Source organism: Pseudomonas sp. NPDC085632 (assembly GCF_044541255.1).
Classification (GTDB): domain Bacteria; phylum Pseudomonadota; class Gammaproteobacteria; order Pseudomonadales; family Pseudomonadaceae; genus Aquipseudomonas.
Genome location: NZ_JBITSX010000015.1, coordinates 83,956 through 104,966, shown reverse-complemented (window position 1 = coordinate 104,966; position 21,011 = coordinate 83,956). Strand labels below are relative to the sequence as shown.

21 protein-coding genes are annotated in these 21,011 nt (G+C 58.6%); 14 read left to right on the top strand and 7 right to left on the bottom strand.

The window, feature by feature from the left end; all coding sequences use genetic code 11:
* From ACIF4X_RS13175 to ACIF4X_RS13165, 3 genes are all read left to right on the top strand, one after another.
* Nucleotides 1–1,224, top strand: a 1,224-nt coding sequence (locus ACIF4X_RS13175; protein ID WP_397482456.1) for a lipoprotein-releasing ABC transporter permease subunit, incomplete at its 5' end; no start/stop codon positions are given.
* Entirely contained in the window at nucleotides 1,217–1,915 is a 699-nt protein-coding gene (gene lolD / locus ACIF4X_RS13170) for a lipoprotein-releasing ABC transporter ATP-binding protein LolD (RefSeq protein WP_095121059.1), read from the top strand. The genes ACIF4X_RS13175 and lolD, both read left to right, overlap by 8 nt.
* Before the next feature lie 63 nt (nucleotides 1,916–1,978).
* Nucleotides 1,979–3,223 carry a lipoprotein-releasing ABC transporter permease subunit gene (locus ACIF4X_RS13165; protein WP_397482455.1) on the top strand — a complete coding sequence of 415 codons (1,245 nt, stop codon included), beginning with the start codon at nucleotides 1,979–1,981 and terminating at the stop codon, nucleotides 3,221–3,223.
* A gap of 39 nt (nucleotides 3,224–3,262) precedes the next feature.
* On the opposite strand, the gene ACIF4X_RS13160 is transcribed toward ACIF4X_RS13165, so the two are convergent.
* Together ACIF4X_RS13160 and ACIF4X_RS13155 are read right to left on the bottom strand one after the other, a co-directional pair.
* Nucleotides 3,263–4,609: a heavy metal sensor histidine kinase gene (locus tag ACIF4X_RS13160; RefSeq protein ID WP_397482454.1), complete on the bottom strand. Its 1,347-nt coding sequence runs from the start codon at nucleotides 4,607–4,609 to the stop codon at nucleotides 3,263–3,265.
* Entirely contained in the window at nucleotides 4,609–5,289 is a 681-nt protein-coding gene (locus ACIF4X_RS13155; RefSeq protein WP_397482453.1) for a heavy metal response regulator transcription factor, read from the bottom strand. Before ACIF4X_RS13155 ends, ACIF4X_RS13160 begins: the two co-directional genes overlap by 1 nt.
* 164 nt (nucleotides 5,290–5,453) lie before the next feature.
* Here ACIF4X_RS13155 and ACIF4X_RS13150 point away from each other — a divergent pair, with 164 nt between their 5' ends.
* Nucleotides 5,454–5,987 (top strand): plastocyanin/azurin family copper-binding protein, encoded by a 534-nt coding sequence (locus ACIF4X_RS13150; protein WP_397482452.1) that lies wholly within the window; start codon nucleotides 5,454–5,456, stop codon nucleotides 5,985–5,987.
* Nucleotides 5,988–6,048: 61 nt separating this feature from the next.
* Nucleotides 6,049–6,879: an NADPH-dependent 7-cyano-7-deazaguanine reductase QueF gene (gene queF / locus ACIF4X_RS13145; protein ID WP_397482451.1), complete on the top strand. Its 831-nt coding sequence runs from the start codon at nucleotides 6,049–6,051 to the stop codon at nucleotides 6,877–6,879.
* 100 nt (nucleotides 6,880–6,979) lie between these two features.
* Here queF and ACIF4X_RS13140 read toward each other — a convergent pair whose 3' ends face one another.
* Entirely contained in the window at nucleotides 6,980–7,243 is a 264-nt protein-coding gene (locus ACIF4X_RS13140) for a DUF4404 family protein (RefSeq protein WP_397482450.1), read from the bottom strand.
* Nucleotides 7,244–7,351: 108 nt separating this feature from the next.
* Nucleotides 7,352–7,972 (bottom strand): HAD family phosphatase, encoded by a 621-nt coding sequence (locus ACIF4X_RS13135; RefSeq protein ID WP_397482449.1) that lies wholly within the window; start codon nucleotides 7,970–7,972, stop codon nucleotides 7,352–7,354.
* A 198-nt stretch (nucleotides 7,973–8,170) separates the two neighbouring features.
* Here ACIF4X_RS13135 and ACIF4X_RS13130 point away from each other — a divergent pair, with 198 nt between their 5' ends.
* On the top strand, nucleotides 8,171–8,860 hold the full coding sequence (locus tag ACIF4X_RS13130) for a VacJ family lipoprotein (RefSeq protein WP_397482448.1): 690 nt from the start codon (nucleotides 8,171–8,173) through the stop codon (nucleotides 8,858–8,860).
* Between the two features lie 52 nt (nucleotides 8,861–8,912).
* Here ACIF4X_RS13130 and ACIF4X_RS13125 read toward each other — a convergent pair whose 3' ends face one another.
* Nucleotides 8,913–9,212, bottom strand: coding sequence for a PilZ domain-containing protein (locus tag ACIF4X_RS13125; RefSeq protein ID WP_397482447.1), 300 nt, complete (start codon nucleotides 9,210–9,212; stop codon nucleotides 8,913–8,915).
* 275 nt (nucleotides 9,213–9,487) lie between these two features.
* On the opposite strand from ACIF4X_RS13125, the gene rssB reads away from it, so the two are divergent.
* Together rssB and rssC are read left to right on the top strand one after the other, a co-directional pair.
* Nucleotides 9,488–10,669 carry a two-component system response regulator RssB gene (gene rssB, locus ACIF4X_RS13120; protein WP_064392805.1) on the top strand — a complete coding sequence of 394 codons (1,182 nt, stop codon included), beginning with the start codon at nucleotides 9,488–9,490 and terminating at the stop codon, nucleotides 10,667–10,669.
* A complete protein-coding gene (gene rssC, locus ACIF4X_RS13115) occupies nucleotides 10,669–11,151 on the top strand; it encodes an anti-sigma factor antagonist RssC (protein ID WP_397482446.1) in 483 nt (160 codons plus the stop codon). Before rssB ends, rssC begins: the two co-directional genes overlap by 1 nt.
* 198 nt (nucleotides 11,152–11,349) lie before the next feature.
* Here rssC and tal read toward each other — a convergent pair whose 3' ends face one another.
* Both tal and ACIF4X_RS13105 read right to left on the bottom strand, forming a co-directional pair.
* On the bottom strand, nucleotides 11,350–12,276 hold the full coding sequence (gene tal / locus ACIF4X_RS13110) for a transaldolase (protein ID WP_397482445.1): 927 nt from the start codon (nucleotides 12,274–12,276) through the stop codon (nucleotides 11,350–11,352).
* Nucleotides 12,277–12,478: 202 nt separating this feature from the next.
* Nucleotides 12,479–13,432, bottom strand: a complete 954-nt coding sequence (locus ACIF4X_RS13105; protein ID WP_397482444.1) for a cellulase family glycosylhydrolase — start codon at nucleotides 13,430–13,432, stop codon at nucleotides 12,479–12,481.
* A 294-nt stretch (nucleotides 13,433–13,726) separates the two neighbouring features.
* Here ACIF4X_RS13105 and ACIF4X_RS13100 point away from each other — a divergent pair, with 294 nt between their 5' ends.
* Genes ACIF4X_RS13100 through ACIF4X_RS13075 form a run of 6 tightly spaced genes read left to right on the top strand, consistent with a single transcriptional unit; the run spans nucleotide 13,727 to nucleotide 21,009 of the window.
* Nucleotides 13,727–14,167 carry a low molecular weight protein-tyrosine-phosphatase gene (locus ACIF4X_RS13100; protein WP_397482443.1) on the top strand — a complete coding sequence of 147 codons (441 nt, stop codon included), beginning with the start codon at nucleotides 13,727–13,729 and terminating at the stop codon, nucleotides 14,165–14,167.
* Between the two features lie 39 nt (nucleotides 14,168–14,206).
* Complete coding sequence (locus ACIF4X_RS13095) at nucleotides 14,207–16,435, top strand: polysaccharide biosynthesis tyrosine autokinase (protein WP_397482442.1); 2,229 nt, start codon at nucleotides 14,207–14,209, stop codon at nucleotides 16,433–16,435.
* Between the two features lie 40 nt (nucleotides 16,436–16,475).
* Nucleotides 16,476–17,558 carry a glycosyltransferase family 4 protein gene (locus ACIF4X_RS13090; RefSeq protein ID WP_397482441.1) on the top strand — a complete coding sequence of 361 codons (1,083 nt, stop codon included), beginning with the start codon at nucleotides 16,476–16,478 and terminating at the stop codon, nucleotides 17,556–17,558.
* A gap of 15 nt (nucleotides 17,559–17,573) precedes the next feature.
* Nucleotides 17,574–18,686: a polysaccharide pyruvyl transferase family protein gene (locus ACIF4X_RS13085; protein WP_034156412.1), complete on the top strand. Its 1,113-nt coding sequence runs from the start codon at nucleotides 17,574–17,576 to the stop codon at nucleotides 18,684–18,686.
* Nucleotides 18,683–19,915, top strand: coding sequence for a polysaccharide biosynthesis C-terminal domain-containing protein (locus ACIF4X_RS13080; RefSeq protein WP_397482440.1), 1,233 nt, complete (start codon nucleotides 18,683–18,685; stop codon nucleotides 19,913–19,915). The genes ACIF4X_RS13085 and ACIF4X_RS13080 overlap by 4 nt, the downstream gene beginning before the upstream one ends.
* The gene (locus tag ACIF4X_RS13075; RefSeq protein WP_397482439.1) at nucleotides 19,906–21,009 is read left to right on the top strand and encodes a hypothetical protein; all 1,104 of its coding nucleotides are present in this window, start codon (nucleotides 19,906–19,908) and stop codon (nucleotides 21,007–21,009) included. Before ACIF4X_RS13080 ends, ACIF4X_RS13075 begins: the two co-directional genes overlap by 10 nt.
* The last annotated feature ends 2 nt before the right edge of the window (nucleotides 21,010–21,011 follow it).

Below are 21,011 nucleotides of genomic sequence, written 5' to 3'. Positions count from 1 at the left end.
GGCACGCGTTATACCCGTGCAAAGCGTCGCAATCATTTTGTGTCATTCATTTCCCTGACTTCAATGATCGGGCTCGCCCTTGGCGTGGTCGTGATGATCGTCGTGCTGTCGGTGATGAATGGCTTCGATCATGAGATGCGCACCCGCGTGCTGGGCATGGTGCCCCACGCGACCATTGAATCCACTGAACCGTTCAACGATTGGCAAAGCCTGGCGACCAAGGTCAAGCAGAACCCGCAGGTGACGGCGGTTGCCCCGTTCAGCCAGATGCAGGGCCTGCTGACCAATAACGGTCAGGTGTCCAAGGTGTTGCTCAACGCCATCGATCCTGCGCTCGAGCGCAATGTGTCGATCATCGACAACTTCATGAAGCAGGGCAAACTCGACGATTTGACGCCGGGCAGCTTCGGCATTGTCATCGGCGACAAGGCCGCGACCAAGCTAGGCGTCGGCATCGGTGACAAGGTCACCTTCGTCGCGCCGGAGGTCAGCGTGACCCCGGCCGGGATGTTTCCGCGCATGAAGCGCTTCACCGTGGTCGGCATTTTCCATGTCGGCGCCGGTGAGCTCGACGGTTATCTGGGCGTCACCAACCTGCAGGATCTGGCGAAGATGCACCGCTGGAAGCCTGATCAGGTGCAGGGCATCCGCCTGAAGTTCGACGATCTGTTCCAGGCGCCGCGCGTGGCATGGAACATCGCCCAGCAACTTGGCGAAGACCATTACTACGCCCGCGACTGGACGCGCACCCACGGCAATCTGTATCAGGCGATCCGCATGGAAAAAGCCATGATCGGCCTGCTGTTGCTGCTGATCGTCGCCGTTGCCGCGTTCAACATCATTTCCACGCTGGTGATGGTGGTGAATGACAAGAAGGGCGACATCGCCATTCTGCGCACATTGGGCGCGACGCCGGGCACGATCATGCGCACGTTCATGGTGCAAGGCACGGTGATCGGCGTGGTCGGTACGGCGATTGGCGCGGTGCTCGGGATTCTCGCCGCGCTTAATGTCAGCGCCGCGATCTCGGCACTGGAAGGCCTGATCGGCCATAAATTCCTTAATGCTGACGTGTATTTCATTGATTATCTTCCGTCGCAGGTGCAGAGCCAGGACGTGGTCATGGTCTGTGCGGCGGCGTTGGTCCTGAGTTTTCTCGCCACCCTGTATCCCGCCTGGCGTGCCGCGCGCACCCAGCCGGCGGAGGCGCTACGTTATGAGTGAGTCGGGCATGAGTGAACAAGCAATCCTGAGCTGCCGCAACCTGGGCAAATCCTACGAGGAAGGTCCGGAGTCGGTAGAAGTACTGGCCGGCCTGCAACTGGAGTTGCACCCGGGCGAGCGTGTCGCGATCGTCGGCACTTCGGGTTCGGGCAAAAGTACCTTGCTCAACCTGTTGGGCGGTCTCGATACGCCAACCAAGGGCAGCGTCTGGCTCGACGGTGAAGAACTGTCGGCACTGAGCGAGAAGAAGCGTGGCCTGCTGCGTAACCGTGCGCTCGGTTTCGTTTACCAGTTCCACCACTTGCTGCCGGAATTCACCGCGCTGGAAAACGTCTGCATGCCGCTGTTGATCGGCAAGACGCCGATCCCGGAAGCCCGTCAGCGCGCCACGGCTTTGCTGGAGCGCGTCGGCCTCGGCCATCGTCTGGAGCACAAACCGTCCGAACTGTCCGGTGGTGAGCGTCAACGTGTCGCCATCGCCCGTGCGCTGGTGAACAAGCCAGGTCTGGTGATGCTCGACGAGCCCACCGGCAACCTCGACTCACACACCGCCCAGGGCATTCAGGATTTGATGCTGGAACTCAGTACCTCGATGCGCACCGCGTTTCTGGTAGTGACTCACGACATGAACCTGGCCCGCCAGATGGACCGCGTCTTGCACCTGCAAGAAGGCTGCCTCACGCCTATCTGATTGGCTGAAACCCGGCGTCTGCGAAGGCGTCGGGTCTTTTATTTTTATACGGTGCCCCAGCGAATGTTCAGACCGTTATCGATCTTTATCGGCACGCGCTATACCCGCGCCAAGCGCCGCAATCGCTTTGTTTCGTTCATTTCGATGACCTCGATGATCGGTCTCGCCCTCGGCGTACTTGCAATGATCGTGGTGTTGTCGGTGATGAACGGCTTCCAGCGCGAAATGAGCTCGCGCATCCTCGGCATGGTGCCGCACGCGACCATCGTTGGCCTCAAGCCGATCGATGACTGGCAGCCGGTGGCTGCCGCCGCGATGAAAAATCCTGAAGTGACCGCCGCCGTGCCGTTCACCGAAATGGAAGGCATGCTCTCCTATAAAGGCTTGATGCAGCCGATCCAGATCAGCGGCGTCGATCCGGCGCAGGAAGGCAAGGTCTCGATCGTTGCCCAGCACATTGTGCAGGGCCGTCTCGACGCTTTGAAACCGGGCGAGTTCGGCGTAGTGATCGGTGAGATCACCGCGCGACGATTCCGCCTCAATGTCGGCGACAAAATCACCCTGATCGTCCCGGAAGTCAGCACCGCACCGGGCGGCATCACCCCGCGCATGCAGCGCCTGAACGTGGTCGGCGTGTTCAAGGTCGGCGCCGAGCTGGACGGCTCCATGGGCCTGATCCACGTCGCCGATGCCGCGACCATGCAGCACTGGGAACCGAATCAGGTGCAGAGCGTGCGTCTGGCGGTCAAAGACCTGTACGCCGCGCCGAAAGTCTCCTCGGACATCGCCGCCGGTTTGGGGGCGGACTTCAAGGCAGACGACTGGACCCACACCCAGGGCAGTCTGTTCAGCGCAATGAAGATGGAAAAAACCATGATCGGCCTGCTGTTGTTGATGATCGTCGCGGTGGCGGCGTTCAACATCATCGCGACGTTGATCATGGTAGTGAATGACAAAGGCGCGGATATCGCGATCTTGCGCACCATCGGCGCTACGCCACGGCAGATCATGGCGATTTTCATGGTGCAGGGCACGGTGATCGGCATTGTCGGCACATTGATTGGCGGTGTGCTGGGCGTGATTGCGGCGCTGAATGTCAGCGAGCTGGTTGGCTGGGTCGAGCGCGTGAGCGGGCAGCATATTTTCAGTTCTGACGTGTATTTCGTCAGCAATCTGCCGTCTGAATTGCAGGCTGGGGATGTGCTGTTGATTTGTTCGGCGGGCTTTATCCTGAGCTTCCTGGCGACGGTATATCCGGCCTGGCGGGCGGCGAAGATCGAACCGGCTCATGCCCTGAGATATTCGTAAGCGACGCCATGATCGTTCCCACGCAGAGCGTGGGAACGATCAGGTTCTAGGCAACTCAATTACAAGCCGCGTCCATCCCGCCTCCGATTCGCAATGAATCTGCCCACCATGGGCCCGGATGATCGACTGAGTAATCGCCAAGCCCAACCCCGCATGCTCACTGCTGCCTTCCTGCCGTGCCGGATCCGCTCGGTAAAAGCGGTCGAACAAGCGTGGCAGCAACTGCGCAGAAATTCCCTCACCGCTGTTCTCGACTGAAATGCGCACAGCACTCGGTTGATCAACGATCCGCAAGTTCACATGGCCCTCGGCCGGGGTAAATCGCAACGCGTTATCCAGCAAATTCGACAAGGCCCGGCGCAACATACTGCGATCACCCTCAATCCGCGCACAGCCCTCGCGCGTCAGCTTCACGCCGGCGTCCTCAGCCAAGGGCGCAAAAAACTCCAGCAGCACATCGGTCTCATCCGCCAACTCCAGCGGTTCACGCTTGGGCATCAGCAAACCGTGGTCAGCTTTGGCCAGATACAACATGTCGTTGACCAGTTGCGCCATCCATTGCAGCTCTTCGAGGTTGCTGTGCAGCGCTTCGCGGTAGTCTTCGATCGGCCGGGGGCGGGTAAGGGTGACCTGAGTGTGGGTCAGCAGGTTCGACAGCGGTGTGCGCAGTTCATGGGCGATGTCGGCGGAAAACGCCGAGAGCCGCTGAAACGAGTCGTCGAGGCGTGCGAGCATGGCGTTGAAGCTGTGGGCCATTTCCGCAAGTTCTGGCGGCATCTGTGCTTCGGGCAGTCGGGCATTCAGCGATTGTGCGGAAATCCCACGGGCGACTGCACTCATGCGCCGCAACGGACGCAAGCCGCTGCGTGCAGCCCAGGCGCCGAGCAAGGCAGTGGCCAGCGCCGAGAGGCCGACCGTCAGCCAGATCAGGTGTTGCATGCGTTGCAGGAAGTGTTGGTGATGAGTGATGTCCAGCAACAAGGAAAGTTGCGGTGAATCGGCTTTGTCCGGGTAGAGCGGGGCGTTGAGCACACGGTAATCCGTGCCGTCGTTGCTGATCGTCGACAGGCCGGGTGGCTGCGGTAAATCCTTGGGGATTTGCGTCGAACTGTCGTACCAGCGTTGGCCATCGCTACCCGTGATGCGCAGCGACAGATCCGCCTGACGGCTCAGTTCATCCGCCAGCCGTGCTTCACGTTGAGCGGGTTGAAGATCCTGCAAGGCGCGGCGCAGGCCGATCAGCTTGCCGTCCAGTTGTTGCTGGTCGAGTTCGATAAAGTGCGCTTCGCTGGCGCGATTGAACAGCACGCCGGCGAACAGTGAAACCACGGCGGTGCAAGCGGCAAACAACAGGGCCAGGCGCGAGCTCAATGACAGCCGACGCATCAGGCGCCACGCTCTTCGAGCACGTAACCCATGCCGCGCACGGTGTGGATCAGTTTGTTGGGGAATTCGTCGTCGATTTTCAGGCGCAAACGGCGGATTGCCACTTCGATGACATTGGTGTCGCTGTCGAAATTCATGTCCCAGACCTGTGAGGCGATCAGCGACTTTGGCAGTACTTCGCCTTGGCGGCGCAGGAGCATTTCCAGTAGCGCGAATTCCTTGGCGGTCAGGTCGATGCGCTGGCCGCTGCGTTCGACGCGCCGACGAATCAGATCCAGGCGCAAATCGGCCAGTTGCAGGTTGGTTTCCTGCGGCGTAGCGCTGCCGCGACGCAGCAGGCTACGCACCCGCGCGAGCAGTTCGGAGAAAGCGAACGGTTTGACCAGATAGTCGTCGGCGCCCAGTTCAAGGCCGTGAACCCTGTCTTCCACGGCGTCTTTGGCCGTCAGAAAAAGTACCGGCGTATCCAGCCCGGCGCTGCGCACGGCGTGGAGGATTTGCCAGCCGCTACGCCCCGGCAGCATGACGTCGAGAATCAGCAGCGCATAATCACCGCTCAGTGCCAGTTGCTGACCGCTGTTGCCGTCGGCCACCAGCTCCGTATTGAACCCGGCCTCGGTCAGGCCCTGGCGCAAGTATTGGCCGGTTTTTGCTTGGTCTTCGACAATCAACAGTTTCATGGGCGACTCGGGTTTGTTCGGGGTGTAGAAACGAAAGCTTTATACCTTGAGAGCACGCGACAAGCGCCAACCTGACAAAGTTGTAATCTGCCTGTCAGGTAGATGCCAGCGCAGGCCGGCTAAAGTTTCCCACAGGCTGAACCTTATCTTGTTGGAGAACGATCATGTTTTTACGCCAATCCCTGACGTTGGCCGCCTGTCTGTTGGCGCTGAGTTCGCCAGCGTGGGCCGCGCCGGCACACACTTACGACTTCGGCCAGCCAGCGCCTGCCGCCAAAGCCACGCGCAGCATTGAAGTGGTGATGGGTGATATGTCGTTTGATCCGAAAGCCATTCAGATCAAGGCCGGTGAGACCGTTCGTTTTTTCCTGGTGAATAAAGGCCAGTTGTTGCACGAATTCAACCTCGGCGACGCAGCGATGCATGCCAAACACCAGCAGGAAATGTTGCAGATGCAGCAAAGCGGCATGCTCACGCCTACTGGCATGAAAGAAATGTCCCACGACATGGCCAGTATGGATCACGCGGCGATGGGTCACGGCATGAAGCACGACGATCCCAACAGCGTGCTGGTCGAGCCGGGCAAGACTGCCGAGCTGACCTGGACGTTCAGCAAGGCCACCAGTCTGGAATTCGCCTGCAATATTCCCGGGCATTATCAGGCGGGCATGGTCGGCAAACTGACTGTCAGTCAGTAACCACTCAAAGGCGCGGGCAAAGGCTGGTAGAATCCGCTGATTCTTCAGTCAGGTTTCCGCCATGCATCCCGCAGCCGAACATTCGCCGCTGGGCAAATCCAGCGAATACATCGCCACGTACACGCCGTCCCTGCTGTTCCCGATTCCGCGCACCGCGAAATGGGCCGAGCTGGGCCTGACCGCCGACACCCTGCCGTATAAAGGTGTGGATTTCTGGAACTGCTTCGAGCTGTCGTGGCTGCTGCCGTCCGGCAAGCCGGTGGTGGCGATTGGCGAATTCAGCATTCCGGCGGACTCGCCGAACATCATCGAGTCGAAGTCGTTCAAGCTTTATCTGAACTCGTTGAACCAGACGTCGTTTGCCGACATCGCGACATTGGAAGCGACGCTGGTCAAGGATTTGTCTGCCGCTGCCGGCAAGCCGGTGGGCGTTCGGGTTCGCAGCTTGAAGGACGTTGAAGCGGAAGGCGTCGTGGCGTTGCCCGGCGTGTGCATCGATGATCTGGATATCAGCGTCAGCAACTACGAGCATCCGCGTCCGGAACTGCTGCGTTGCGATGAGTCACGCATTGTCGAGGAGACGGTTTACAGCCATTTGCTCAAGTCCAACTGCCCGGTGACCAGTCAGCCGGACTGGGGCACGGTGGTGGTGGAATATCGCGGCTCGGCGCTGGATCATGCGAGTCTCTTGGAATATATCGTCAGCTTCCGTCAGCATTCGGACTTCCATGAACAGTGTGTGGAGCGGATTTTCCTCGATCTGCAGCGTCTTCTGAAACCAGAGAAGCTGACGGTATTTGCCCGTTACGTGCGTCGTGGTGGTCTGGATATCAATCCGTATCGCAGCACCGAAAGCGTACAGCTGCCGAATCACCGCCTCGTACGTCAATAAAGATCCGGAGCAAGCTCGCTCCCACAAGGGACTGTGTTTCAAGCCCGGAAATGAAAAAGCCCTGCCAGTGATGGCAGGGCTTTTTGCGTTTCGGAGGGAATCAGATCCCCATGCTGCCCAGCGCATTGACGATGTTGCGCAGGGTGCCGGCAATCGCCGGGTGTTCGACTTCGAAGCGCTCAACGGCCAGGTTCACGCCGTCAGCGATGCTGGCGTCTTGTGTGGCAGTCTCCAGTTGAATTTCCGATTCAATCTGCTTCATCAGCGCATGCAAATCCTCACGCTCGACTTCCGACAGCGGCGGATTCTGCTCCAGCTGCTCGCGCAGGGTTTCGAGCTGTTTTTGCAGTTCTTGGGCGGGCATGGTGTTTTCCTTTTATCAATAGGCACTGGCATTGACCGCAGCCGCGCGCCAAAGGTCTATGGCTGACCTTTAGATTAATCCACTCCCGTCAAACCTGCATGATCCCGATCAGGGCTTTTCGCCTTTGAGCCGGCGCAGGCTGATGTCGGCCAGGCAGGTGTCGAGCTCGCCCAAGTGATCGATGACCGAATGCACGCCGAGGCCGAATAACTGCATCGTCGCCTTGCCACGCAGTTGTTCGCGTTCTTTCTGGCTCAGCGCTTGCCATTCCCCCGGCGGCAGACCGCACAGCGAGCCGCAGGAGGCGAGACCGATCGTCCACAACCCAGCATTAAGGCCCGATTGCAGCAAGCGCGGCTCACCGCTGACCAATACGCAACCGTCCAGACTGCTGACGTTCAGGTCCATCAGGGCCTGCCAGCAAGCGTTCGGCGCAGGCCATGGATTGATTGTTGCCGAATGTTGCGCAGATTTGACCCACGTCGGCAGTGAGGCCGCCAAGGACCGGGCGAGGGCGGGGGGCAGTTCATCCAGCCAGACACAGGGAATCTGCTGGCGCTGCAAACTGTGCAAACTGTCGAATGCGCCTGGTGTGGCTTCAGCGTATGCAGGCAGGGCGATGTTTTGCTGGCGGGCGCGCGCACCGAAATCCACCAGGCAACCGCTGAGCCCAAACAGTACAGCGGTCAGTCTGGGCGCAGCGACGGGCAAGGTTTCGGCGTGTGTCATGGCAACGTCCCTGAAATAACGAACAGGCTAGGGCGTGTCGGTGACAGTTGGATGACAGCGGTGTGAAGGGCGACGCAGGAAGCGTCCTACAGGCTGCTGCATTGCGCAGACTGTCCAAACGGGCTTTTGCGCTTATACTAGCGACCTGAATAGCCGGGCCCAGAGGTCCGCGACAGTACCATTCCAAGGAGTTTTTCTATGCGCTGGAGCAATCCGCTCGCTCAGCTAAGTGTATGTGCCGGCCTGTTGCTGGCTCCGTTCGCCACTCAGGCGGCAACGGAAGAAGACCCTTGGGAAAGCGTCAACCGTCCAATCTTCCAGTTCAACGACTTCGTCGACACTTACGCGCTGAAGCCATTGGCGCAGGGCTATGAGTTTGTCACGCCGCAGTTCCTCGAGGACGGCATTCACAACATGTTCCGCAACGTCGGTGATGTCACCAACCTTGCCAACAACATTCTGCAGGCCAAACCGGCTGCCGCGGGCGTCGACACGGCGCGCCTGATCTTCAATACCACTTTCGGTCTGCTCGGTTTCTTCGATGTCGGCACCAAGATGGGCTTGAACCGCAGTGATGAAGACTTCGGCCAGACCCTCGGTTACTGGGGCGTGGGCAGCGGTCCGTATGTGATGCTGCCGCTGATGGGCCCAAGCACCCTGCGTGACGCGCCTTCGAAATACGTCGACAGCTACACCGGCATGTACCGCTACATCAACGATGTGCCGGTGCGTAACTCGATCTTCGGTCTGAACATCGTCGACACCCGCGCCAGCCTGCTGTCGAGCGAGAAGCTGATCAGCGGTGACAAGTACACCTTCATCCGCAATGCTTACCTGCAGAACCGCGAGTTCAAGGTGAAGGACGGCCAGGTCGAAGACGATTTTTAATTTCGACCGGTAAAAAGAAAGGCGACCTCAGGGTCGCCTTTTTTGTGTGCAGCTATTTCATCTTCAGAATGGTCAGGCCGAGCTTCTGGCCGCCACCGTCCTGAGACCTGACCCAGACCACTTCAGTGTCGGCTTCGAGGCCGCTGAGCGCAGCGTGGTCGGAGTCGATACGTACGCTCAAACGGTCGCCGACCGCGAATGGCTGCGGCGCTTCGACCTGCATGCCACTGCTGGAGAGGTCGATGCACACGCCTGAGACCTCATCACCCTCATGGATCAACACGACATCGGCATCGACCCGCATGCGGATGAAATCGCGCTTTTCGCTGTAGTCCCGACCGGTTTGACTCATAGGTTCGTCCTTCCATTGGGTTACGGTTTGAGCTGTTCTTATAACTCTCGGTGATTTGACAAGTAAAGTCGTCAAGCGACCATCGGCGCATGCTTGAAACGCTCTGCGGATGGGAGTACCGTCTGCGCCTTAGAAGGGCACCTCTGGTGTAACCGCGTTTGGAGCCAATGCTCGAAAGCGGTGCAGCAGAGAGGCTAGAAAGCGAATCCAGTAGTCTGCGCAGGGCCAAATGCCTCGCCAACTACGCCAACCTAATTCTGGCGCCGTTTGCCCACATGCCAAAAACCAGTGCCACGCTGCTGATAATCGATGATGACGAAGTAGTGCGCGCGAGCCTCGCGGCCTATTTGGAAGACAGTGGTTTCAGCGTCCTGCAGGCCAGCAATGGCCAACAGGGTCTTCAGGTATTCGAGCAAGACACGCCCGACTTGGTCATCTGCGATCTGCGCATGCCGCAGATGGGCGGTCTCGAACTGATCCGTCAGGTCACCGAGCTGTCACCGCAAACGCCGGTGATCGTGGTCTCGGGTGCCGGCGTGATGAACGACGCGGTCGAGGCTTTGCGCCTGGGCGCGGCGGACTACCTGATCAAGCCTCTCGAAGATCTGGCTGTGCTCGAGCACTCTGTGCGCCGGGCCCTGGATCGCGCGCGCCTGCTGCTGGAAAACCAGCGTTACCGCGAGAAGCTGGAAAAGGCCAACCGTGAACTCGAGGCCAGCCTGAACCTGCTTCAGGAAGACCAGAACGCCGGTCGCCAGGTGCAGATGAACATGCTGCCGGAAAGCCCGTGGAGCATTGACGAGTTCAAGTTTGCACACCAGATCATCCCGTCGCTGTACCTGTCGGGTGATTTTGTCGACTATTTCCGTGTCGACGAACGCCGGGTCGCCTTTTACCTGGCGGATGTATCCGGTCATGGCGCCTCTTCAGCCTTCGTCACCGTGCTGCTGAAGTTCATGACCACGCGCTTGCTGTTCGAATCCAAGCGCAACGGCACCTTGCCGGAATTCAAGCCTTCGGAAGTCCTTGGTCATATCAACCGGGGGCTGATCAGTTGTAAGCTGGGTAAACACGTCACAATGGTCGGTGGAGTCATCGACGAGGAGACCGGTTTGTTGACCTATAGCATCGGCGGCCATCTGCCGTTGCCTGTGTTGTACACGCCTGACAGTGTTCGTTATCTGGAAGGACGTGGTCTGCCGGTGGGGCTTTTCAATGAAGCCACCTACGAAGACCACGTGCTTGAGCTGCCGCCGACGTTCAGCCTGACGCTGATGTCTGATGGCATTCTGGACCTTTTGCCAGAACCTACGCTCAAAGAAAAAGAAGCCGCTTTGCCTCAACGGGTGAAGTCGGCGGGCGGCAGCCTGGATGGTCTGCGGCAAGTGTTTGGATTGGCCACGCTAGGGGAGATGCCGGATGATATCGCCCTGTTGGTGTTGAGCAGGAATCTTTAATGAGTACCGGTAGAATCCAGGTCGCCGAGCAGGACGGCACCTTCGTCCTGAAGTACGTCGGTGAAGTTCGCCTGACCCTGTGTTCGGCGTTGGATGCGACTATTGAGAAAATCTTCACCGCGCTGAATTTCAACGCGATCGTGATCGATTTGACCGAAACCCGCAGCATCGACAGCACGACGTTGGGCCTGCTGGCCAAACTGTCGATCCTGTCGCGGCAGAAGGTCGGCCTGCTGCCGACCGTCGTCACCACCCACGAAGACATCACCCGTCTGCTGCAATCGATGGGTTTTGAGCAGGTGTTCAATATCGTCAACCACCCGGTGCCATGCCCGGAGTGTCTGGACGACCTGCCGGATCAGGACCAGTCGGAAGAAGTGGTGCGGATCAAGGTGCTCGAAGCGCACAAGATCCTCATGGGCCTGAACGATTCCAATCGTGAAGCGTTCCATGACCTGGTCAATGCCCTGGAAAGACACTGATCTGATGAAGTGATGTTGTCTGGGCCGGCCTCTTAGCGAGCAAGCTCGCTCCCACACTGGATCAGCGTCGGTCAAAAATCCCCTTGTGGGAGCGAGCTTGCTCGCGAAGGCTCCAGTTCAGTCAACGCGGCGCTCAATGCAGAATAAAAAAGGGCGAACCTGTGAAGGTTCGCCCTTTTTGCATTTCACCCACTCAAATCACAGCTTGGCCTGCAACAGCGCCTCAAGCTTCTCCTGGTCGCGAGCAAACTGACGGATGCCCTCGGCCAGTTTCTCGGTGGCCATCGCGTCTTCGTTGGACAACCAGCGGAACTGCGCTTCGTTGAGGCTCAGACGGGCTTCACCAGCGTTGCCCGGTGCCAGTTTGCGCTCCAGCTTGCCGGTGTCGGACGCCAGTTTGTCGATCAGGTCCGGGCTGATGGTCAGGCGGTCGCAACCGGCCAGTTGCTCGATCTGATTGAGGTTGCGGAAGCTTGCGCCCATGACCACGGTTTTGTAGTCATTGGACTTGTAGTAGTTGTAGATGCGGGTAACCGACTGTACGCCCGGATCATCGGCGCCGGTGTAGTCGTTGCCGTTGGCCTTCTTGTACCAGTCGTAGATGCGGCCTACGAAAGGCGAAATCAGGAACACGCCAGCGTCGGCGCAAGCGGCCGCCTGAGCGAAGGAAAACAGCAGGGTCAGGTTGGTCTGGATGCCTTCCTTCTCCAGCACTTCGGCGGCGCGGATGCCTTCCCAGGTCGAAGCGATCTTGATCAGCACGCGATCGCGGCCAACGCCAGCCTTGTCGTACAGCTCGATCAGACGATGCGCGCGTTTCAGTACGGCATCCTTGTCGAACGACAGGCGCGCATCCACTTCGGTGGAGATACGGCCCGGGATCACTTTGAGAATTTCCTGGCCCACCGCAACGCCAAAGCGGTCGCTGGCCAGGCCGACATCGCCCTTGCAGTCGCTGACGCAAGCGTTCAGCAGTTCGGCATAAGCGGGAATGGCCGCCGCTTTGAGCAGCAGGGAAGGGTTGGTGGTGGCGTCGACCGGTTTGACTCGGGCGATCGCTTCGAAGTCGCCGGTATCAGCAACAACGGTAGTGAATTGTTTGAGTTGTTCCAGCTTGGAAGTCATGGGCGTGCTCTATCCTATGGGTCTGATGACATTACCCGAGCGCTGACGGTCACTCAAGGGCGTGTACGTGTATCGATGGCCCCTGCGGCAACAACCTGAAAACGATTGTTTGAAAGGTGGGGCGGGCTATCGATGAATACGATGCCAAAACGGCCAACAGGTTCAAAGCAACCGACCTGCGTACAGGCCGGTTGTGCACGCATTATTGGGCGTTCAACAGGGCTTCGACCGACATGCGTGCCGGCTTCGGTTGCCCGTCGGACGTCAGCAGGCCGAAGTTCTTCTCGCGTTCATTGCTGCCGCTATCGCTGTTTTTCCATTCATAGATGGAGGTCAGCGGGATGTTGAGTTTTTTAACATCGCCGATAAACGCGTTGATCTTGCTCGCTTGCCCTTCAGGCCCGCCATTGGACGCGAGTGCCGAAATCCCCCATTCACTGATGACCCCCGGCAGATGGAAGTTCTGCTGAATAAACGACTGTGCATTGCTGATCTGCGTGGCGGTCATGCCATAGGGGTGATAGGACACCGCGCTCAGGCATTTCGGGTATTCGCTGACGATACGATTAAGCGCCACGGTAGAGGCCGAGCCCGCGCTGGGTGGCCGGGCGAAGCCGTAACCGATCACCGGGGTCGATGGCGGTTGCCCTTGCAGGGTCTTGCACACGGCGCTCATGAACGGCACAAACGTGGTGTCGAACTTGCCCGTCGGCCAATAGGTTTCCAGGTCCGGCTCGTTCCATAACTCAATCGCCACCATTTGCGAGCCGTACTTTTGTTCCAGTCCGGTCACGGCTTTGGCGAAGCCTTCACCGGCGCTGACCAGTTCGGCGTTTGAAGTAGCGGGCAACGGTTTGATCGCGCGGACCGTCAGCAGGACCTCCAGCCCCGCGGACCTGGCCGCCGCAAATGCGTCGCTGACTTGTTGCTGATAAGCCTTGGCAGTCAGGCTCTCGCTCCACACACCGAAGCGGACAAAGCCGAAACCCGCCGTTTTGATTTGTGCGGCGTCGGCCGCGGTGAAGTTCTGGATCTTCACCTGAACGCCGATGTTCTTGGCGGGAAGGTTAGGGAACAGTTCGCTGGCGTGAACCTGAGTGGCACCCAGCACCATCAGCGCCAGGGCGCCGAGTTTTTTGAGATGTACGGATTTCATGTCTGCTCTCCCGAAGAGAAGTGACAACTTCGAATGTTTTATCTCGTTACTCAATTTTCGAGTGAGGTGATGGCACTTAGTGCGCGAATGTTATTTTTTGTCGGAAATCAATCAGCCGAAAATCACAGTTATTTTTAGTCCGCTAATTGTGGTTGGGGCGCTTTTAAACGCTGTGGTACTTAATGCTTCGGTACTAACAGGGCGAATCTATTTCTGAGTGCAGGAAGATCTTGAGGGTTCATTCAATAGCTCTCGAGATGTTGGCCGTTTGACATTACACAGGAACGTAAAACCTTGTTCAGAAAGATCCTTGTCGTTTGCGTAGGCAATATATGCCGTAGTCCGACGGCAGAACTGATGCTGCGTAACGCGCTGGCCCCCTCAGCCATCACCGTCTCCTCCGCAGGCCTGTCGGCACGGGTCGGCGAGGGTGTCGAAACTTCCGCACGCCAAGTGCTGGAAGACCATGGGCATAGCGCCGAAGGCTTCATGGCACGCCAACTGACCGCCGATATCGTCAATGAATCAGACCTGATTCTGGTCATGGAAAAACAGCATGTTAATCAAGTACTGAAGATCGCCTCTCACGCCAGAGGCAAAGTGTTTCTGCTCGGCAAGTGGCAGAGCGAGCGCGAAATACAAGACCCGTATCGTCAAGGCAAGGCCGCTTTTATTCATGCCCATGCATTGATTGAAGATGCTGTTAGCTCATGGGCGCAACGCCTCGCGCGTTGATGAATATTCTTCAGATCAATGAATGGTAAGAACAGACTTATGCAGTTACCGTCCGTCATCGGCACCCGCGACAATGATCAAGACAGTATTGATCTTCTCGGCATATTCGGCAGTTTGATCGACCAGAAATGGTTGGTCGGTGCGCTCACCGGCGCCTTTATGGTCACCGGTGTGGCCTATGCAGTATTGGCCACGCCCGTGTACCTGGCGAATGCGCTGGTGCAGGTCGAGCCGAAAAAGAACGACATGCTTGGTTTCTCCGACCTCAACAGCATGCTCGGCGGGCAATCGCCGTCGGTGACCGAAATCGGCATCATCAAATCCCGCGCGGTGATCGGCAAAACCGTCGACGACCTGCGCCTGGACATTGATGTCACCCCCAACTCCTTCCCGATGATTGGCGGTTTCCTCGCCCGGCGGTATCGCGGCGAAACCGAGACCAGTGTCGCTGTGCCGCGTTTCGGTTTGAACAGCTACGCCTGGGGCGGTGAACGTCTGGAGTTTGCCCGGCTGAATTTGCCGAAAGAACTGCTCGGCAAAAAACTCACCCTGATCGCCGGTGAGCAGAAGCACTTCCAGTTACTCGATGACAACGACAACCTGCTGGCAGAGGGTATTGCCGGCGAAGCCTTCGCGCAGGACGGCGTGGAAGGGCAGATCGCGCAACTGCAGGCCAACCCCGGCACCCGTTTCGAAGTGGTGCGCAACCCTCGGATCGTGACCATTCAGGGTTATCAGGACGCGCTGGACATCTCCGAGCAGGGCAAGGAATCGGGGATTATCCGCCTGGCGCTGGCCAGCAGCGACGCCGCTGAAGCGGTGAAGATTCTCAACAAGATCGCCGCCCTGTACGTGGATCAGAACGTGCGTCGTACCTCGGCGGAAGCAGCGCAGAGCCTGGCCTTTTTGCAGAGCCAGTTGCCGCAGGTCAAACGCGATCTGGCCAAGGCCAGCGATGCGTTGAACGCCTACCAGACCCATGGCAAAACCGTAAACATCTCGCTGGAAACCCAGTCGGTGCTCGGTCAGTCTGTGGCCCTGGAAACGCGGATTTCCGAGCTGAAAATGCAGCAGGCGGAGATGGACCGCAAGTTCACCAAGCAGCACCCGGCCTATCGCGCGTTGATGAGCCAGATCGGCGAACTGACCCAGCAACAGAAGTCGCTGGAAGGCAAGGTCGGCGACCTGCCCGCGACACAACAAGAGTTGCTCAACCTGACCCGCGATGTCGAAGTCGCCTCGCAGATCTACACGCAGTTACTGAACAAATCCCAAGAGCTGGACATCGTTCGTGCCGGTGCCGTGGGTAACGTGCGTTTGGTCGACGCGGCGGATGTCGACCTGACCAGCCCGGTCAAACCGAAAAAAGCCCTGATCGTTATCATCGCCACATTCCTCGGTGCCTTCGTTGGTGTGGCGCTGGTGCTGCTGCGTAAATCCCTGAGCCGTGGTCTGGAAGGCCCGGAGGCCATCGAGCAACTCGGCTTGCCGGTGTACGCGTCGATTCCCTACAGCGCCTTGCAGCAGGAAGAGGACAACAAAAAGGGTCGTGCCCGCGATGGCGTCGACAAACCGGCTTACCTGCTGGCGCTGCGTAACCCGACCGATCTGTCGATCGAGTCGATCCGCAGCCTGCGCACCTGCCTGCACTTCGCCGGCCTCGATTCGACCAATAACCGCATCATGATTTCCGGGCCGAGCCCGCAGGTCGGCAAGACCTTCGTCTCGTCCAACCTCGCCGCGGTCATGGCGTTGAGCGGCCAACGCGTAGTGCTGATTGACGCCGACATGCGCAAAGGGCACCTGCACAAAACCCTCAACACGCCGATCACCAACGGTTTGTCCGATTTGCTGGTCAAGCGCTGCAGCATCGATCAGGCGATCAACAAAGTCGAAGTCGACAACCTGCACTTCATCAGTCGCGGTCAGGTGCCGCCCAATCCCTCCGAGCTGTTGATGCACGCCAACTTCCGCGAACTGCTGGCGGAACTCAGCGAGCGTTATGACCTGGTGATCATTGATACGCCGCCGCTGCTGGCGGTGACCGATGCGGCCATCGTTGGCCGTGAAGCCGGGATCAGCCTGATCGTCACGCGCTTTGGAGTGAACCCGGCCAAAGAGATCGAACTGACCATTCGCCGCTTCGCGCAGAACGGCATCGAGCTCAAAGGCGCGGTGTTCAACGGCGTCGAGAAGCGCGCGGCCAGTTACTACGGCAATGGCGGCAACGGCTATTACAACTACGAATACGCGTCCGACAAATCCTGACTGTCAGCGACTGTTTTTTCCTGTTTGAAGTGGGTGATTTGTGAAAAAAATACTGCACGTGGCAGAGACGATCAAAGGTGGCGTCGCGACGGTGATCCGGACGATTTCGGCTTCGCCTGAAGGCGATGCGGCGAACTACGAGCTGGTGTATCTGGTCCCGGAGGATCAGGCCAAAGAGTTGCACGGCATCGGCGCGCAGCAGATCCGCACCTTTCCCCGCACCGGGCGCAATGTGCCGTCGTTGCTGCGTTTCGCCTGGCGCCTGACTCAGGTGATGCTCAAGGAAAAACCCGACGTGGTGCATTTGCACAGCACTTTTTCCGGGGTGATCGGCCGGTGCGTGTGTGTGCTGTTGCGACCGTGGCGCAAGCCGAAAATCGTCTACTGCCCGCACGCATTTTCGTTCCTGATGGAGAGCTCGCCGACCAAGCAGAAAGTCTATGCGTGGATCGAGCGGGTGCTGCAGAAAGTCACCGACGTGATCATCTGCGTCAGCCAGTACGAGCTCGATAAAGCCGCGCGGTTCGGCATCGAGCGCAAGCGCATGAAGCTGATCTACAACGGCATTCACCGTAAGGACGACGCGCCGAAAGCGGCAAGTCCCGAGCCGATTCATCTGCTCTTCGTTGGCCGTCTCGATTACCAGAAAGGTTTCGACGTGTTGCTCAAGGCCTTCGCCAAAGTGCAGCGCAACGACCTGAAACTGACCGTTGTTGGCAGTGCGGTCAACGAGGATACGGTGGAATGCCCACCGATGGACGCCGTTGAATATTTGCCATGGGTCACGCCGAGCGAGGTGCAGGCGCTGTACCAGAAAGCCGATGCGCTGATTGTGCCGAGCCGCTGGGAAGGTTTCGCCATGGTGCCTCTGGAAGGCATGGCCATGGGCTTGCCGGTGATCGCCAGCAACTGCACGTCGCTGCCTGAACTGGTCACCAATGAAGTCTCCGGCTACGTCTTCCCGTCCGGTGATCACCAGGCGCTGGCCGATGTGCTGACGATCATCCAGAAGCCACGCTTGCTCGACCTCGGCAACGAAGGACGGAGCATCGTCCGCGAGCGTTTCAGCGCCGCGTTGATGATTCGCCAGACTTACGACCTGTATCGCGCTCCCACTTTTTAAGTAGAACTCAAGCATATGAACGTAACGATTTTGCATGGCTACAGTGCGTCCAACTCCGGTGACGGTCTGCTCGTCGATCTGGCCATCGCGCTGGTGCAGCGCAACTTTGGTGAAGACACCGCGATCAGTGTCGTCGCGTCCGATCCGGATTCTTTCAGCTACTTGCCGCACCCGCGTTTCGACGCGCCGGTGATGGCGGCCAAGGGCTTGGGGCGAGTCAAGCAAGCGGTGTTTCTCAATCAGTCTTACGCAGGACTGGCTGACCTGCTGAAGAAAACCGATCTGATCGTTGGCGTCGGCGGCGGCTACATGCGTTCGAAAAGTGCTTTCGAGCACATCAAGTTGAAGCTCGGCCACGCCAAGCAACTGGAAACCGCGATCCTCAGCAAAGTGCCGTCGGTGTACCTGCCGCAAAGCATCGGCCCGTTCCACGGCGAGAGCAGCAAGATCGTCGAGCACTACGCCAGTGCCGACGCGGTGTTCGTCCGCGACAACCGCTCTTCGGCGATTTTCGATGCCTGCGCCAACGTCTACCGCGCGCCGGATCTGGCGGTACAGTCGCTGGCGAGCAAAATCCTCCAGCAAGCGAAATTCACTCGCTGCGCATCGTCGCCGGCCACGGTTTGCGTGGTACTGCGCAAGCCGCCGGAGTGGAGCAAGGAAAAGAAAGTCGCTTATGTGGCCAACCTGAAGTTGCTGCTGCAGCGCCTGAAGAACAAAAGCAAAGTGGTTTGCGCCGTACAGAGCGCCGTGCGTGGTAACGATGACGGTGCGTTCTATCGCGAACTGGGCATCACCGAAGATTTGTTGTCGTTGAAAGCGACGATCGCCAAATATCAGCCGGACCTGGTGATTTCCGTGCGCTTGCACGGCGCCATCGAATCGCTGCTTTCCGGCGTGCCGGCGTACCACATCAGCTATGAACGCAAAGGCTTTGGCGCCTATCAGGACATGGGCGTGGAAGACTGGGTGATCAACGGTGGCGACATCAACGTCGACACGATTATTGACACGGTTTACGCGCCGAATGCGCTGTCGAATTTCGGTAAACGCCTGACCGACACCTGCCGTGAAATCGAAGCGAAAACCGTGGCCATGGACGAGATCATCAAGGGTGTCGTTCGATGATATTTCGGCTGCTGCTTCGCGGCGGAGCCTTGGGCGCGAAGTTTTTGCTGGTGTTGGCGATCACCCACTACCTCGGGTATGAGGCGCTGGGTTTTTACGGCGTGGTGGTCGCTGCATCGCTGATTGCGTCGAAGTTTTACAGTGTCGGTTTCAGTTCCGAAATCAATCGCTTGATCAGCGTCGGTGGCAGTTCGCGCCGCGTGGTCGATAAAGTCCTGCTGCTGTATCTGGCGGTGGGGCTGGTGCTGTCGGTGGTGACGGTACTGATTTATTCACTGTTCCAGACAGTTGAAGCGACTGCCGCGCTGATCCTTTGTGTGACGCTGGTGTTGCTCACTGAACACCTGTCGTTCGAGATCAACTCGTTCGTGTTTTCCGCGCAGAAAGCCACGGCGGGCGCGCTGCTGTTTTTCATCAAGACCGGCCTGTGGGCCGTGTTGGCCGTGGGCGGGATGATGCTTGGGTGGGTCTCGGGAATCGCGAGTGTGTTGTGGCTGTGGGTGGCCGCCAACGTGCTGGTGATCATCGCCGGTTACTTGATCGTGGTGAACGTTCATCACGGCCGAGAAGCCGGGACACTGGCCACCGCCACTGTGTGGAAAGCGGGATTACCGTTTTACCTCGGCACCGGGTTGATCGCGTTGAGTCAGTACGCCGAGCGTTTTCTGATCGCCGACCTCGAACCGTACGCCAAACTGGGTCAATACGTGTACGCGTGGTCGGCGGCGAACACCTTGCAGGCGTTGTCATACGCGGTGGTGGCGGTGGTCGGGATTCCAGTGCTGGCCAAGCGTTTTCAGGCCGATCAGCAGGCGTTCACGGTCAAGCAACTGTTCATCAACAAGTGGGTCATGCGCTCGCTCGTGGTCTCGGCTGCGGTGGCGGTGGCGATCTATGTGTTTTTCAACGTTGTGCTTGATTACGTCGCCACCAGCGTGCCGCGTCCGGACAACGCCATTCTCGGTGTGCTGATTTTTTCCTTCGCCTTGCGCGCGATTGGCGACATTGTCTGGGGCGGTTTGATTGCCTCGAAAAACAGTCGGGTGTCGCTGGCCAGTGCGGCGATTTGCCTGCTGGTGTCAGTGCCGGTCAGCTATCTGCTGATCAAGCATTACTCGATTTACGGCGCGGCGTGGGGCAACGTCTTCGCGATCATTGTGCAGCTTGTGGTGATTGCTGCGCTGACCCGTGCGACCCAGGCGAAAAAGGCCGCATTGTCATGGGCTTGAAACTGCCGTGCATCGAGTTTCGTGGCAGGCGACTCGATTCGTATGTGTCGTTCCTGATCCTCTTCACCGGGTTGTTTCTGTCGGTGGCGATGCCACTGCTGATCCCCCGTGATCCGGGCCCGGATGCGATGACCTTGTGGTCGTCTTACGCCCGTGCCGACAACTGCAATTTCTGGAACCCGTTCTCGCCGGATCGCTCGTCCTACGAGTGTTCGGCGTTCCTGCTGCGGCCCACCGGGATCAACCTGACCAATGCCTGGGCCTACGGCATGTTCTGCAACTTTTTCCTCACAGCGATTCCGGTGGTGGTGTTTCGGCGCATGCCGTTGGCGATCTTCGGCACGCTGTGTCTGTGGGGCATTGTTCGCTCGTTTTTCCTTGAGAATCTGACCAAGGAAATCATCGTGTCGGTGGCGGTGTTGAGCATTTTGCTCAGCTCGCTGACGCGCAAATATCGCGGCGGATTCTTTCTCTCGGCGGTGATCTACGGCGTGCTGATCCGGCCTTACTGGATTCTGTTTTCGCTGTCGTGGGTCGGCGTCTGCGTGATGAAAAAGTACGTGTCGCGCACGACCTTCTTTCTGATGCTGTTCCTGTTCTACCTTGCCGTGGCCATGTCGATTCAGCTCGCGCTTGGGTTTCCGGTGTCGTCGATTCGCGCCAGCAACAACGAGTTGCGCACGGCAGGCGAGGAGGGTTCGAAGTCGTTGATTGTCTCGTGGCTCACGGGCAGTGATTTCGTTTCGCAGGCGCTGGACTCGATGATCATCTTCTTCCGCTTGTCGTTCCCGGTGGAGCTGATTCTGCTGTCCGGGCCGGGGCAGGTGATCTTTGTTGCGTTGATGATCATGACCGCGTTGCTGCTGTTCAAAGTCATCACCTCGACCGATTACAAAGGCGCGCCGATCCAGACCAAACCCAAGGAACTGATCGCGATCCCGCTGGCGTTTCTGCTGGTGCAGGGTTTGTTCGAGCCGGACTTTGGCTCCTTCGCCCGGCACTTCTCGATGGTGGTGCCGGTGTTGTTTGTCGGCCTGGGCTTGATGCTGCGGGCGAACAAACCGGTGCAGGTTGAATCACGAATTCTGAATTGAGG

Excerpts from the sequence above, each read along its gene's own strand:
- lolD (WP_095121059.1), top strand. The coding sequence starts at position 1,217 with ATGAGTGAGTCGGGCATGAGTGAACAAGCAATCCTGAGCTGCCGCAAC.
- ACIF4X_RS13165 (WP_397482455.1), top strand. The coding sequence starts at position 1,979 with ATGTTCAGACCGTTATCGATCTTTATCGGCACGCGCTATACCCGCGCC.
- ACIF4X_RS13160 (WP_397482454.1), bottom strand. The coding sequence starts at position 4,609 with ATGCGTCGGCTGTCATTGAGCTCGCGCCTGGCCCTGTTGTTTGCCGCT.
- ACIF4X_RS13155 (WP_397482453.1), bottom strand. The coding sequence starts at position 5,289 with ATGAAACTGTTGATTGTCGAAGACCAAGCAAAAACCGGCCAATACTTG.
- ACIF4X_RS13150 (WP_397482452.1), top strand. The coding sequence starts at position 5,454 with ATGTTTTTACGCCAATCCCTGACGTTGGCCGCCTGTCTGTTGGCGCTG.
- queF (WP_397482451.1), top strand. The coding sequence starts at position 6,049 with ATGCATCCCGCAGCCGAACATTCGCCGCTGGGCAAATCCAGCGAATAC.
- ACIF4X_RS13140 (WP_397482450.1), bottom strand. The coding sequence starts at position 7,243 with ATGCCCGCCCAAGAACTGCAAAAACAGCTCGAAACCCTGCGCGAGCAG.
- ACIF4X_RS13135 (WP_397482449.1), bottom strand. The coding sequence starts at position 7,972 with ATGACACACGCCGAAACCTTGCCCGTCGCTGCGCCCAGACTGACCGCT.
- ACIF4X_RS13130 (WP_397482448.1), top strand. The coding sequence starts at position 8,171 with ATGCGCTGGAGCAATCCGCTCGCTCAGCTAAGTGTATGTGCCGGCCTG.
- ACIF4X_RS13125 (WP_397482447.1), bottom strand. The coding sequence starts at position 9,212 with ATGAGTCAAACCGGTCGGGACTACAGCGAAAAGCGCGATTTCATCCGC.
- rssB (WP_064392805.1), top strand. The coding sequence starts at position 9,488 with ATGCCAAAAACCAGTGCCACGCTGCTGATAATCGATGATGACGAAGTA.
- rssC (WP_397482446.1), top strand. The coding sequence starts at position 10,669 with ATGAGTACCGGTAGAATCCAGGTCGCCGAGCAGGACGGCACCTTCGTC.
- tal (WP_397482445.1), bottom strand. The coding sequence starts at position 12,276 with ATGACTTCCAAGCTGGAACAACTCAAACAATTCACTACCGTTGTTGCT.
- ACIF4X_RS13105 (WP_397482444.1), bottom strand. The coding sequence starts at position 13,432 with ATGAAATCCGTACATCTCAAAAAACTCGGCGCCCTGGCGCTGATGGTG.
- ACIF4X_RS13095 (WP_397482442.1), top strand. The coding sequence starts at position 14,207 with ATGCAGTTACCGTCCGTCATCGGCACCCGCGACAATGATCAAGACAGT.
- ACIF4X_RS13085 (WP_034156412.1), top strand. The coding sequence starts at position 17,574 with ATGAACGTAACGATTTTGCATGGCTACAGTGCGTCCAACTCCGGTGAC.
- ACIF4X_RS13080 (WP_397482440.1), top strand. The coding sequence starts at position 18,683 with ATGATATTTCGGCTGCTGCTTCGCGGCGGAGCCTTGGGCGCGAAGTTT.
- ACIF4X_RS13075 (WP_397482439.1), top strand. The coding sequence starts at position 19,906 with ATGGGCTTGAAACTGCCGTGCATCGAGTTTCGTGGCAGGCGACTCGAT.